A 13,128-nucleotide genomic window follows, 5' to 3' on the forward strand; every position below is an offset into this window, starting at 1 on the left:
GAAGTGTATGCCTTCGCATGGACCGGTGGACCGGACCGCCGCCCGCACCCCTCCGGATCGCGTGCACGCCCAGGGCGAACAGGCCTGCTCACCGGGGGGAGCGCTGGTTACAGTCGACGTATCGGAGCCCACCCCTGCGGGTTCTGTAGGGAGTGACAGCATGTTCGAGAGATTCACCGATCGCGCGCGGCGCGTCGTCGTCCTGGCCCAGGAAGAGGCCAAGATGCTCAATCACAACTACATCGGCACGGAGCACATCCTGCTCGGCCTGATCCACGAGGGCGAGGGAGTGGCCGCCAAGGCGCTCGAGTCCCTCGGGATCTCGCTCGACGCTGTGCGCGAGCAGGTGCAGGACATCATCGGCCAGGGGCAGCAGCAGCCGACCGGCCACATCCCCTTCACGCCTCGGGCGAAGAAGGTCCTCGAGCTGTCCCTGCGCGAAGCGCTGCAGCTCGGCCACAACTACATCGGGACCGAGCACATCCTGCTCGGCCTCATCCGCGAGGGCGAGGGCGTCGCCGCTCAGGTGCTGGTCAAGCTCGGTGCCGACCTGAACCGCGTGCGCCAGCAGGTCATCCAGCTGCTCTCCGGCTACCAGGGCAAGGAGCAGGTCGCCGTGGGCGGTGAGCAGCAGCAGCCTCAGGGGGGATCGCAGATCCTCGACCAGTTCGGACGCAACCTCACCCAGGCGGCGCGCGACAACAAGCTCGACCCGGTCATCGGGCGCGAGAAGGAGATCGAGCGGGTCATGCAGATCCTCTCCCGCCGCTCCAAGAACAACCCCGTCCTGATCGGCGAGCCCGGCGTCGGCAAGACCGCCGTCGTCGAGGGCCTCGCCCAGGCGATCGTGCGCGGCGACGTGCCCGAGACGCTGAAGGACAAGCAGCTCTACACGCTCGACCTCGGCTCGCTCATCGCCGGATCCCGCTACCGCGGTGACTTCGAGGAGCGCCTGAAGAAGGTCACGAAGGAGATCCGCACCCGCGGCGACATCATCACCTTCATCGACGAGATCCACACCCTCGTCGGCGCAGGGGCCGCTGAGGGCGCGATCGACGCCGCCTCGATCCTCAAGCCGCTGCTCGCCCGCGGCGAGCTGCAGACCATCGGCGCGACCACGCTCGACGAGTACCGCAAGCACTTCGAGAAGGACGCCGCTCTCGAGCGCCGCTTCCAGCCGATCCAGGTCGCGGAGCCGTCGCTGCCCCACACGATCAACATCCTCAAGGGGCTGCGCGACCGCTACGAGGCGCACCACAAGGTGTCCATCACCGACGGCGCGATCGTCTCGGCGGCCAATCTGGCCGACCGCTACATCAGCGACCGCTTCCTCCCCGACAAGGCGATCGACCTGATCGACGAGGCCGGCGCACGCCTGCGCCTCTCGATCCTCTCGGCGCCGCCGGAGCTGCGCGACTTCGACGACCGCATCGCCGTGGTCCGCTCCGCCAAGGAGGCCGCGATCGAGGACCAGGACTTCGAGAAGGCCGCGTCGCTGCGCGACGAGGAGAAGCAGCTGCTCGGTGAGCGCCTGCGCCTCGAGAAGCAGTGGAAGTCGGGCGACGTCAAGGCCACCGGCGTGGTCGACGAGGGCCTGATCGCCGAGGTCCTCGCCCAGGCGACGGGCATCCCGGTCTTCAAGCTCACCGAGGAGGAGTCCTCGCGGCTCGTCTTCATGGAGAAGGCCCTGCACCAGCGCGTCATCGGCCAGGAGGAGGCCATCGCGGCCCTCTCGCGGACTATCCGCCGCACCCGCGCGGGCCTCAAGGACCCCAAGCGCCCCTCGGGCTCGTTCATCTTCGCCGGCCCCACGGGCGTCGGGAAGACCGAGCTGGCCAAGGCGCTCGCCGAGTTCCTCTTCGACGACGAGAACGCGATGATCTCGCTCGACATGTCGGAGTACGGCGAGAAGCACACCGTCTCGCGGCTGTTCGGCGCCCCTCCCGGGTTCGTCGGCTTCGAGGAGGGCGGCCAGCTCACCGAGAAGGTGCGCCGCAAGCCGTTCAGCGTGGTCCTCTTCGACGAGATCGAGAAGGCGCACCCGGACATCTTCAACTCGCTCCTCCAGATCCTGGAGGAGGGTCGACTGACCGACGGCCAGGGCCGTGTCGTCGACTTCAAGAACACCGTCATCATCATGACCACCAACCTCGGTGCTCGTGACATCGCCGGTGGTCCCGTCGGGTTCCAGATCGAGGGCGACAACGCCACTGGGTACGACCGCATGCGCGGCAAGGTCAACGAGGAGCTCAAGAAGCACTTCAAGCCCGAGTTCCTCAACCGCGTGGACGACGTCATCGTCTTCCCGCAGCTGTCGAAGCCCGAGCTGCTCCAGATCGTCGACCTCTTCATCAAGCGCCTGGGCGACCGCCTGCTCGACCGCGACATGACGGTGGAGCTGACGCAGCCGGCCAAGGAGCGCCTGATCGAGGTCGGATTCGACCCGGCCCTCGGTGCGCGCCCCCTGCGCCGGGCGATCCAGCGCGAGATCGAGGACCAGCTGTCCGAGCGGATCCTGCACGGCGAGCTCGGCGCCGGAGACCACATCCACGTGGACTTCGCCGACAACAAGTTCGTCTTCACCACGACCCCGCGTCTGATCTCGATCAGCGCCGGCGCGTCCACCGGAGCAGCCACGGCCGGCCCGGCGACGCCCGACCTGATGTCGTAGCAGGCTGCCGAACGACCCCGTGCCCGTCCCCTCTCGCGAGGGGGCGGGCACGTCGTCGTCCGGGGGGTGGGCGCCTGCTCGCAGGATCCCGCGCCCGGTGCGGCCTAGGCTTGTCGAATGGCCGATTGGAAGTACCCGGTGCGCCGCGCGCGCACGAGCGATGTCCCCTTCATCCAGGAGCTCAGCGAGCCGCTCGTGAACGAGCGCATCCTCCTGGGCAAGGACCGCGTGGTGCTCTACGGCGCCGTGCAGGAGTTCCGCATCGCCGAGGACGGCCACGGGACGGCGATCGGCTGCGGTGCGCTGCATGTGATGTGGGACGACATCGCGGAGGTGCGCACCCTCGCGGTCGCGCAGGACTGGCTCGGGAGGGGTGTGGGCCACCACATCCTGGAGCGCCTCGAGAACGACGCGCGCGAGCTCGGCCTGAAGCGCCTGTTCTGCCTCACCTTCGAGGTCGACTTCTTCGCCCGCCACGGCTTCGAGCCGATCGGCGAGAAGGTCGTCGACCCCGAGGTCTACGCCGAGCTGCTCCGCTCTCCCGACGAGGGAGTCGCCGAGTTCCTCGACCTCGCCCGGGTGAAGCCGAACACGCTCGGCAACACCCGCATGCTGAAGACGCTCTGACCGCCGCCACGTCGTAGCCTGTCCCGGTGACTCCGCCGCCCCGCCGCCTGCCCTCCCGGGTCTACCGGCGACGCCGCGCCGGAGTGCTGCTCGCGCTGGTCGTCATCGTCGCGGGCCTGGCGGTGGTGCTGTCGCTGCTCCCGCGGATGACCGGCTCCGACGCCGCGTCGAGCCCCACGCCGACCGTCGTGCTGCCGACGCTCTACCCGACCACCTCGCCCGGTGCGACGCCCGGCGCCGCACCCGCCTGCACGGCCGACTCCGTCGCCGTCACCGCGGTCACGGACGCCACGAGCTACGCGCCCGGCGAGGATCCGCAGCTCTCGCTCTCGCTGGCCAACATCTCGAGCACCGACTGCGTGATCGACGCGGGCACGAGCAAGCAGGTCTTCACGATCACGAGCGGCTCCGAGCAGATCTGGACCTCGACCGACTGCCAGACCGGCGCGGCCGATCTGCCGGTGCTCCTCCAGGCGGGCCGCTCGGTGACGGGCAGCGCGCTGACGTGGGACCGCACCCGCTCCTCCGCCGACACCTGCTCCGGCGGTCGCGAGGCGGTCGAGGCGGGCGGCGCCGCCTACAACCTGTCGGTATCGGTCTCCGGCATCCCCTCGGGTTCGCCCACGCAGTTCCTGCTCCAGTAGTCCGCCCGGGGGACGTGCCGGGCGAGCGTCGGCGCGTAGCATCGCAGGCATGTGGGGGCTGCTCGGCACGATCCTGTCCGCCTCGACCGGCCGGGCGGGGGTGGTCGCGCGGCGCGCGGCGGCCGTGGCCCTCGCGGTCCCGCTGCTGGTCGGCGGAGCGGCGGCGCAGGCCGTGGCGGCTCCGCAGCCCGTCGCGGCTCCGCAGCCCGTCGCGGGTGTCGTGCGCGCGGACGTGGACGGCTTCCGGTTCTCGGAGTACTCGGCCGACTTCCGTCTCGACCGCGACGAGGAGGGCCGCTCGACGCTGACCACTGTCGAGACCTTCGTCGCCGAGTTCCCGCCGTCGCAGAACCGCGGCATGCAGCGCGCGATCCCGCTCGACTACGAGGGGCACCCGACCGACGTCGACCTGGTGTCCGTCACCGACGGCGACGGGGAGGCGCGGCCGGTCGACACCGAGCGCGAGGACGGCTTCCTCCTGGTCACCAGCGCGGCGGACGAGTTCGTCAGCGGCAGCCAGACCTACGTCTTCACCTACACGCAGCACAACACGACCCTGCCTGGATCCGGCACGCGCAGCGGCGAGGACGAGTTCTACTGGGACGTCAACGGCACGGGCTGGCGCCAGTCCTTCGACCGCTACGACGTGCGCGTCGAGCTCGCCGGTTCGCTGGCCTCCGCCGCGACGGGGACCGTCAGCTGCTACCGGGGACCGGAGGGCTCGACGACGCCCTGTCCGATCGGCCGCGACGGCGCGGTCGTCACGGCATCGGGGGAGTCGCTGGCTCCGGGGGAGAACGTGACCGTGGCGATCGGCTTCGCTCCCGGGACCTTCACGCCGCGCGACGACCGCTACCTCGCCTCCGGCTGGTCCTGGGTGCAGCTGGGCGGCCTCGCCGCGGTCCTGATCGGCCTCGCGCTCGCTGTGCACCGCCGCCGGACCGTGCTCCGCGACGCTCCCGGCCGCCCGACCGTCGTCGCCGAGTACGACCCGCCCGCGGAGGGGCTGTTCCTCTCCGCCGCGCTGCTGCGGAAGACGTCGAAGGCCCCCGCGGCCGGACTCCTGGACGCCGCCGTCCGCGGTCTCGTCCGCATCGAGGAGACGGGGGAGGGGCGGAAGCAGGAGTACGCCGTGCGGGTGCTCGACCCTGCGACGACGCCGACGCGACGCGCGGGACGCCCGCGGCCCCTCGCCTCCGACGACCGCGAGTTCCTCGACATCGCACTCGGCCAAGTGCCGGGGACGGTGCGTGAGCTCTCCGGCAAGGACAAGGAGTTCGGCAAGGCCGTCGGACAGTTCCGGACCGCGCTGGGCAACCGGGTGACCGAGGCGGGACTGAAGAAGGCCGGGACGATCGGCGGCAGCGTGCTCGTGATCGTCCCGCTGCTGCTGGGTGTCATGGCCGCCTTCCTGGGCGCGATCCTCCTGATGACCGGCTCCTTCGGCGGAGCGCTCCCGCTCGTGCTGATGCTGGTCGCGATCGTTGCGGCCGTCGTCGGGACGATCCTGGTCTCGAGGGTGCCGCTGACGGCCGCGGGCGCGGAGCTGCGCGACCATCTGCGCGGGCTCGAGCTGTACATCCGCCTGGCCGAGGCCGACCGGATCGCGATGCTGCAGTCGCCCCGCGGGGCGGACCGGCGCACGGTCGGACCGGTCGAGGTGGTCGAGGTGACGGAGCGCCTGCTGCCGTGGGCCGTGCTCTTCGGTCTCGAGAAGGAGTGGTCGGCGGAGCTCGCGTCGGCCTACGAGCGCACCGGCGAGGAGCCGGTCTGGTACTCCGGACCGAACGGCTTCCACGCGGCGGCCTTCGCCGGCAGCGTGTCCTCGTTCTCGTCGTCGACGTCGAGCTACGTCGGATCCTCGTCGAGCTCCTCGAGCGGCGGCGCGGGCGGCGGCGGCAGCTCGGGCGGGGGCGGCGGAGGCGGCGGCGGGGGCGGCGTCTAGGGGCAGGCTGCGACGGGCGGACGCGGCGGAGCGGACACGTGCGGTGGTCGCGCGGAGCTGTCGGGTAGTGCCCATGTAGCCCGTGTTCGCCTCCGGTGTCGATCCTCGACCATGCGGTGGACGGGGGCGCCGGCGGCTCCGAGCGGTGGACGGGTGCGTGTGCAGCGTGCCGGGGACGCGGCCGTCAGTGCGTGGGCACCCGCTCCGGACGGATGCGCTCGGGAACGGGGACGAGCGCGTGGGTGATCGCGCTCGAGAGGGTGAAGGCGCTGGAGTCGAGGTGCGAGGAGTGCCCGAGTCGTGTCGCTTCGGAGGCGCGCTGCTTCGCTCCGGAGGCGGGCCGGATGTCTCCCGAGAGGCTGATCTCGCCGAACGCGGCGATCCCGGGCCGCAGCGGCGTGTAGGCGTGGGCGGAGGCGATGGCGACCGCGATCGCCAGGTCCGCCGCCGGCTCCATGAGCTTCACGCCGCCGACGGTCGACACGTAGACGTCGCAGCGCCGCAGGGGGATGCCCGCCTGCCGCTCGAGGACCGCGAGGATCATCGCGACCCGGGACGCGTCGACTCCGTTCGTCACGCGGCGGGGGTGCTCGCCGTCGTTCGCGATCACGAGCGCCTGGATCTCGACGGGGAGCGCGCGGCGCCCCTCCATCGCGACCGTGACGCAGATGCCCGGGGTGGGGAAGCGGGTGCGGCTGAGGAACAGACCGCTCGGGTCGGGGATCTCGGCGATGCCCTCGGCGGTCATCTCGAAGCAGCCGACCTCGTCCGTCGGGCCGAAGCGGTTCTTGAGCGAGCGGACGAAGCGCAGCGCCGTCTGCCGGTCGCCCTCGAAGTGGCAGACCACGTCGACCAGGTGCTCGAGCAGGCGCGGCCCCGCGATGGAGCCGTCCTTCGTGACGTGTCCGACGAGCACGAGGGGGAGCGCCCGCTCCTTGCAGACGCGGATGAGGGTCGCGGCGACCTCGCGGACCTGGCTGGGACCGCCGGGCAGGCCGTCGACGGTGTCGCTCGCGACCGTCTGCACCGAGTCGACGATGAGCAGGTCCGGCCGGACCTCGTCGATCTGGCCGAGCACGGTGGCGAGGTCGGTCTCGGCCGCGAGGAAGAGGCTGTCGTGCATCGCGCCGGTGCGCTCGGCCCGCATGCGCACCTGCGCGGCCGACTCCTCCGCGCTGACGTAGAGGACCCGCTGGCCCTCGGCCGCGGCGCGGCTCGCGACCTCGAGCAGGAGGGTCGACTTGCCCACGCCGGGCTCTCCCGAGAGCAGCACGACCGCACCGGAGACGATCCCGCCGCCGAGGACGCGGTCGAGCTCGCCCACGCCGGTGGGGCGGTGCGCCGCCGACGTGGTCTCGATCTCGGTGATGGGCCGCGCGATGCGGCCGGCGGCCGGAGCCACAGCGGCGACCGCGCGGACGAGGCCGGTGCGCTCGGTGCTCTCGATCACGGAGCCCCACTGCTGGCACTCGCCGCAGCGGCCGACCCACTTCGCGGTCGTCCATCCGCACTCCGAGCAGCGGTACGGGGCGGTGCGCGTCTTCGAGGAGGCCATGAGGTCCTTTCGGGGCGGAGGAGGGGGACGAGCGCGACGCTACGGGGAACCCCCGACACCGCCGCTCGTTCGAACGTGTCTTCGACAGTACCGTCGACCACCGACGCGGGGAGCGGGGCGCGCCAGGCCGGGGGAGAGGTCTCACGGAAGCCGGCTGTGGAGGAGCGTCGATGCAGAGGAGCGGAGGTGGAGGATCGCGCCACGGAAGATGCCTCCGCCCCGAGCGCCGCCCGGTCGGCGTCGGACGTCTGCGGGAGACTGGGGGACATGCCCTCGACAGTGCACGTCCTCAAGTCCGGCCGCCCGCTCGGAGTCAGCTGGTCCGGCCCCGAGGGCGCCGAGCGGGTCGTCGTCCTGGCGCATCCCGCTCCCGGCTCCTCGGACTTCGACCCCGACCCGGAGGCGACCGCGCGCCACGGGGTGCGCCTGCTCTCGTTCGACCGCCCGGGCTACGGCGCCTCCTCCCTCCTGACCGACCTCGACCCCGCCGGAGCGGGCGTCGGAGCCAGCCCCGAGCAGGCCGCCGCCGACATCGCCGAGTACCTCGCGACCGTCGGCATCGCCTCCGTCAGCGCCGCCGGCTGGTCGGCGGGAGGCCGCGTGGCCCTCGCACTCGCCGCGAACTACCCCGGCCTCGTGGAGCGCGTCGCCGTGATCGGCACGCCCGCTCCCGACGACGCCGTGCCGTGGGTCGGCGACGAGAACCGCGCCGAGCTCGTCCGCCTGGCCGAGCTTCCGCTCGACGAGGCCGTCCGCTCGCTCACCCGCACGCTCGAGGGCGCCTTCGGCCCGACCCCCGCCCCGGACGCCCTGCTCGGGATGCTCGGCTCCGGCGACGCCGACACCGCGGTGCTCGAGACCCCCGGCGTCCGCGAGCGCCTCTCGCGCATGCTCGAGCGCGCCGTCGCCCAGGGCGCCCTCGGCATGGCCGCCGACCTCATCGGCTACGGCGTGCAGGAGTGGGGCTTCGCCGTCGAGTCCGCCGAGCCGCCCGCGCTCCTCCTCTACGGCGCCGAGGACGCGGTCGCCGGCCGCCGCCATGCCGAGTGGTACGCCGCCCGGCTGCCCGACTCCCGCCTCGAGGTCGTGCCCGGCCGCGGCCACCTGCTCGCGATCCCGGAGTGGGACCGCGTGCTCGGCTTCCTCCTCCCCGCCTGACGGCGGCACGTCCGCTCGATTGGCGCGACTTCCGGCCGTCGCGTACACTCGACCCCGGTACCGTGTCCGAGCGGCCGAAGGAGCATGTCTCGAAAACATGTGTGGGCTTGCGTCCACCGTGGGTTCAAATCCCACCGGTACCGCCAACGAGAAGGCCCCCCGCTTCCACGGAAGCAGGGGGCCTTCGTCGTTCTCGGCGTCGTGCGGCGGTCGCGACGTGCGGGTCAGTCGGCGTGGAGCAGCCAGGAGCGGCCGGCGCGCAGGGCCCGGTACAGGCGCCTGACCGCGTGGTCGGCCTCGGCCGAGCCGACGTCCGAGAAGGAGCCCGCCCCGCCCCAGAGCCCGAGCGCGTCGGCGGCCGCCGCCCGGACGTCTCGGCGGGTCGTCGCTCCGGCGAACAGCTCGTCGAGCCGGTCCGCGACGCGGGCCCGCGCGCCGTCCTGCTGCGACCGTGCGACGTCGCGCACCTCGGCGACGGCCGCCGTGATCTCGGCGAGCACAGCGGGGATCGTGCGGTCCATCCTCCTGAGCCTAGGAGCGGGAGCGCGAGCGCTGCGAGGCGGCGTGGGTCAGGAGCGTCGCCACGACTCCGACGAGCACGCCCAGCGCGGTCTCGAGCGCCCGGTCACGCAGCAGCACGAGCTCGTCGACGGGGTGCGCGAGCTCGACCATGAGGATCGCGAGCGGAGTGACGAAGGCGAGGGTCAGACCGTAGTTGCGGCCGACGACGAGCTCGGCGGTCATCTGGAGGAGCACCACCACCACGATCACGGCGAGCGGGGAGAGCGGCAGGGCGAGGAGCGCGGCCGCGATCAGCACTCCGACGATCGTGCCGAGCATCCGGTGGCCCGCGCGCACGAGCCGGGCGCCGGCGTCCGCTCCCGAGACCGCCGCGACGGCGGAGACCATCGCCCAGTAGGGATGACCCAGGCCGGTGGCGGTGGGGATGACGCCCGCCACGAGGACGACGGCGCCGAAGCGGAGCAGGGCGGCGCGCGTCGCCGGACGGGCCGCCGCCGCGCGGAAGGAGGTGCGCCACGGCGTCGGAGCGAGCCGCCGGGCGCGGGGGAGGGCGAGACCGCTCAGGCCGACGACGAGCGAGAAGGCGGCGGAGCCCGCGGCGAGAGCGACGGCGAGCGGGATCCGCGAGGGCTCGGACGGGACGGACGCGCACGCCGTGACGGCGAACACCGGGAACAGCGGGCCGGGCGGATGCCAGTGCAGGGCGTCGCTGAGATAGGCGGCCGCGACGGTCACGGCGACCACGACGGGGATGATCAGCCAGTCGCGGTGAGGAGAGAGGGAGACGACGGTGCCGAGGGTCACGGTGGTGACGAGGAACGCGGCGGCCGACAGCTGCATCAGCAGACGGGGACGGTGCGTGTGCTGGCGTCCGTAGAGGGCCGTGAAGGCGCCGAAGGTCGCATAGAGGGCGAGATCGGTGCGGCCGAGCGCCCAGAGGACGAGCAGCGGGACGGCGATGGAGACGCCGGCGCGCAGGGCGACGCGATGGGCACCGGCGTGCGGGCCGAAGGCGAGGAGCTCGCGGGGGTGGGGCAGAACGGGGGTGGCGGCCATCGGGTCCTCTGATCGGGGTCCGAGCGGCGGCGGCCGGAGAAGTGTTTCACGGGTGAAGCAGATATACTTTACGCGTGAATCAGTCTGAAAGCCAGCCGGGCGACGCGGTCGACGAGATCAGGGCGGGCTGGGCGGTGCTGCGGCCCGAGCTCGACACCTCCGCCGTCGACGTCGTCGGGCGGGTGATCCGCGCCTCCGCGCTGATCGTCCGGGCGACGGAGGAGCTGCTCGCCGCCCACGGGCTGACCCGAGGCGAGTTCGACGTGCTCTCCACGCTGCATCGCGCCGGCGCTCCGCAGTCGCCGACGACCCTCCGGACCATCGCCCTCGCCTCCGCTCCCGCGATCACCAAGCGCGTGCACTCGCTGGAGCGGCGGGGTCTGGTGCGCCGCGCCGCGAACCCGGCGGACGGACGCGGCTCGCTCATCACGCTGACTCCCGAGGGGGAGGAGCTGGTCGACCGGGCCTTCCCCGAGGTGCTCGACGCCGAGCGGGCGCTGCTCGCGCAGGTCCCCGCCGATCTGCGGGCGGACGCGTCGCGCTCGCTCCGTGCGGTGCTCGCGAGCGTCGAGGCGGCCGCGAGCCGGTGACCCGCGTGGTGACCGCGAGGCGGCGGGCGCTCGCTACCGTGTTCCCATGCGCCTGACCTCGAGCTTCACCGTGCCGACGCGGCCGCCGGTGCTGCAGCTGGTCAAGACGGCGGCGGCCACGGTCGTCACCTGGCTCCTCGCGGCCGTCGTCTTCCCCGGGACGCTGCCCGTCTTCGGCGCGATCGCGGCGCTCCTGGTCGTCGCGCCGAGCATCAACCAGTCGTTCTCCAAGGCCCTCGAGCGCTCGGTCGGCGTCATCATCGGCGTGATCGTCGGATCGGTGATCGGCACCGTGCTCGGGGGCGAGAGCATCATCGTGCTCCTCGCGATCGTGGCCGCGATCGCCGTCGGGTGGGCCGTGCGCCTGACCCCCGCCTCCGCGGTGCAGATCCCGATCAGCGCGATGCTCGTGCTCTCGGTGGGCGCGGTCACGCCGAACTACGCGCTCGACCGCATCCTCGAGACCCTGCTGGGTGCGGCCGTGGGAGTCGTCATCAACGTGCTCATCGTCCCTCCGGTCGTGCTGGCGCCGGCCGAGCGGGCGATCGGAGACCTCACCGCCCAGCTCGCCGCTGCCCTCGACGACCTCGGCGACGCCCTCCAGGCGGTTGTTCCGCGACGCCGGCTCGACGAGCTGCTGATCAACGCGCGGCTGCTGCAGACCATGCAGAGCAAGGCCGAGGAGGCGATCGCGACCGGCGAGGAGTCCCTCCGGCTGAACCCGCGCCGCTCCGCCCACCGCGACCGGCTGCTGGCCCTCGACTCCGTCGTCCCGCGGCTGGGGCGCATCGTGACCCGGGTCCGGGGCATGACGCGGACCGTGCACGACCTGTACGACGACGAGCTCGTCGGGGAGCCGACGATCGCCGGTATCGCCGTCCAGCTGCACCGGGCCGCCCATGATCTGCGCCTCCTCGTGCAGTCCTCGGTCGACGTTCCCGAGCCGGAGGCGATCACCGACGAGCTGCCCGCTCTCACCGCGCCGCTCGTGATCGCGACTCCGCATCCGCAGCACTGGATCCTGCTGGGGGCGCTCGCCGAGGACCTGCGGCGCATCCGCGAGGAGATCGTCGGCGCGGAGTCCTGACGGGCGGGCGCCGAGTGGCGTCGGCGAGAGGGCTGCTCTCGCGGGGGCTCGGCGTCTCGGGCGCCGGGCGTGCGGGTGCTGCCGGTGCGCGGTGATCAGCCGTCCTGCTCGCCGTCCTTCCTCGATCCGCCGCCCTCGACGAGCTCGCCGTCGCCCGGGTCGGGAGCGATCTGGTGCAGCGCTTCGGGGTCGCTCGCCTCGGCGTGGAGTGTCTTGCCCTCGGCGATGAGGGAGTCGTCGTCCACGAGGATCCCGGCCAGCTCGGTGATGCGTCCGCGGAGAGCCCCGATCGGGTCCTCGGTGGGCGCGTCCTCCTCGGAATGGTCGACCTCCGAATCGGGGTAGCGGCGGAGGGCGGCCTCGTCCCGGTCGGGCCGAGGCGCACGGGCGTGCTCGACGCAGAGGCGGGCGACCTCCTCCGCGTGCGCGTGCATCACGGAGTGGGAGGCGTCGGGGATCTCCCAGGCCCGCGCGTGCGGCATCGACCGGGCGATCTCCTCCGCCCACTCGCGCGGCACGAGCCGGTCGAACTCGCCGCGGATGACGAGGGCGGACGCGCGGATCCGGGGGACGGTCTCCTCGATCCGGTAGTGCATCATCTCGGGCAGCACACGGGAGAACCAGCGCGGTCCGCAGAGGAGGTAGGCGCCGGCGGCGAGGATCGCGACCTTGAGCGGCTCGCGGACGCTCGACTGGGCGAAGCGGAGCGCGGCGGTCGGGAGGCGGCGCTCGTGCCGGTTCATCACCGGTCCGAGCAGGACGATGGTGGTCAGCTCGGGGCGGCGGGCGGCGAGCTCGGCCACCACCTGGGTCCCCATCGAGTGGCCCAGGACGACGGGATCGTCGAGGCCCAGCTCGTCGATGACGGCCCCGACCAGCTCGGCGTAGTCGCCGATGTCCATGCGCCGCGCGTCGATCGGGTGCGGTACGCCGCCGAAGCCCGGCAGGTCGAGAGCGTGCACCGGACCGAACTCGTTGAGCGCGGGCGCGAGGCGCTCGAAGTAGGTGGCCGCGACTCCGATCCCCGGCACGAGGACGAACGTGCGCTCGCCGTCGCGCCCCACTGTGCTCACCCGCGCCCAGACGTCTCGGTGGTGCACCCGCTGGACCGAGACGTCGGTGCTGCGGGTGCGGCGGTGCGGATCTCGCCCCCGAGAGCGCGTGGTCGCGAAGACGTCGCGGACTCCGCGCCGCAGAGTCGTGGCGAGAGTGGGGAGGAGGTCGCTCGGGCGGAGCACGGGGCCTCCTTCGATCGGGGGAGTCGGTCGCTGCG

General features: G+C 72.6%; 11 protein-coding genes and 1 tRNA gene. 8 read left to right on the forward strand and 4 right to left on the reverse strand.

What is annotated here, in order from left to right; all coding sequences use genetic code 11:
* The first annotated feature begins 160 nt into the window (after window positions 1–160).
* The 4 genes from GSU40_RS03180 (at window position 161) to GSU40_RS03195 (ending at window position 5,887) form a co-directional block, all read left to right on the forward strand.
* On the forward strand, window positions 161–2,671 hold the full coding sequence (locus tag GSU40_RS03180; protein ID WP_104224090.1) for an ATP-dependent Clp protease ATP-binding subunit: 2,511 nt from the start codon (window positions 161–163) through the stop codon (window positions 2,669–2,671).
* Between the two features lie 117 nt (window positions 2,672–2,788).
* Window positions 2,789–3,298 carry an amino-acid N-acetyltransferase gene (locus GSU40_RS03185; RefSeq protein ID WP_104224089.1) on the forward strand — a complete coding sequence of 170 codons (510 nt, stop codon included), beginning with the start codon at window positions 2,789–2,791 and terminating at the stop codon, window positions 3,296–3,298.
* Between the two features lie 26 nt (window positions 3,299–3,324).
* The gene (locus GSU40_RS03190; RefSeq protein WP_160033629.1) at window positions 3,325–3,942 is read left to right on the forward strand and encodes a hypothetical protein; all 618 of its coding nucleotides are present in this window, start codon (window positions 3,325–3,327) and stop codon (window positions 3,940–3,942) included.
* Between the two features lie 49 nt (window positions 3,943–3,991).
* Window positions 3,992–5,887 carry a DUF2207 domain-containing protein gene (locus GSU40_RS03195; RefSeq protein ID WP_160033631.1) on the forward strand — a complete coding sequence of 632 codons (1,896 nt, stop codon included), beginning with the start codon at window positions 3,992–3,994 and terminating at the stop codon, window positions 5,885–5,887.
* Window positions 5,888–6,071: 184 nt separating this feature from the next.
* On the opposite strand, the gene radA is transcribed toward GSU40_RS03195, so the two are convergent.
* Entirely contained in the window at window positions 6,072–7,442 is a 1,371-nt protein-coding gene (gene radA, locus GSU40_RS03200) for a DNA repair protein RadA (RefSeq protein WP_104224086.1), read from the reverse strand.
* A gap of 267 nt (window positions 7,443–7,709) precedes the next feature.
* Between radA and GSU40_RS03205 the strand changes: the two genes are divergently transcribed.
* Both GSU40_RS03205 and GSU40_RS03210 read left to right on the forward strand, forming a co-directional pair.
* Window positions 7,710–8,600, forward strand: coding sequence for an alpha/beta hydrolase (locus tag GSU40_RS03205; RefSeq protein ID WP_160033633.1), 891 nt, complete (start codon window positions 7,710–7,712; stop codon window positions 8,598–8,600).
* A 56-nt stretch (window positions 8,601–8,656) separates the two neighbouring features.
* A tRNA-Ser gene (locus tag GSU40_RS03210) sits at window positions 8,657–8,746 on the forward strand.
* 78 nt (window positions 8,747–8,824) lie between these two features.
* Here GSU40_RS03210 and GSU40_RS03215 read toward each other — a convergent pair.
* Window positions 8,825–9,121: a hypothetical protein gene (locus GSU40_RS03215; protein ID WP_160033635.1), complete on the reverse strand. Its 297-nt coding sequence runs from the start codon at window positions 9,119–9,121 to the stop codon at window positions 8,825–8,827.
* A 10-nt stretch (window positions 9,122–9,131) separates the two neighbouring features.
* Window positions 9,132–10,178, reverse strand: coding sequence for an FUSC family protein (locus GSU40_RS03220; RefSeq protein ID WP_160033637.1), 1,047 nt, complete (start codon window positions 10,176–10,178; stop codon window positions 9,132–9,134).
* A gap of 74 nt (window positions 10,179–10,252) precedes the next feature.
* Here GSU40_RS03220 and GSU40_RS03225 point away from each other — a divergent pair, with 74 nt between their 5' ends.
* Both GSU40_RS03225 and GSU40_RS03230 read left to right on the forward strand, forming a co-directional pair.
* Complete coding sequence (locus GSU40_RS03225) at window positions 10,253–10,768, forward strand: MarR family transcriptional regulator (protein WP_160033639.1); 516 nt, start codon at window positions 10,253–10,255, stop codon at window positions 10,766–10,768.
* Window positions 10,769–10,814: 46 nt separating this feature from the next.
* Window positions 10,815–11,855 carry an FUSC family protein gene (locus GSU40_RS03230; protein WP_160033641.1) on the forward strand — a complete coding sequence of 347 codons (1,041 nt, stop codon included), beginning with the start codon at window positions 10,815–10,817 and terminating at the stop codon, window positions 11,853–11,855.
* 95 nt (window positions 11,856–11,950) lie between these two features.
* Here the strand turns inward: GSU40_RS03230 and GSU40_RS03235 are convergent, their stop codons facing one another.
* The gene (locus GSU40_RS03235; protein WP_160033643.1) at window positions 11,951–13,093 is read right to left on the reverse strand and encodes an alpha/beta fold hydrolase; all 1,143 of its coding nucleotides are present in this window, start codon (window positions 13,091–13,093) and stop codon (window positions 11,951–11,953) included.
* Window positions 13,094–13,128: the final 35 nt, after the last annotated feature.

The organism is Rathayibacter sp. VKM Ac-2805 (genome assembly GCF_009834265.1).
In the GTDB taxonomy this organism is placed as follows: domain Bacteria; phylum Actinomycetota; class Actinomycetes; order Actinomycetales; family Microbacteriaceae; genus Rathayibacter.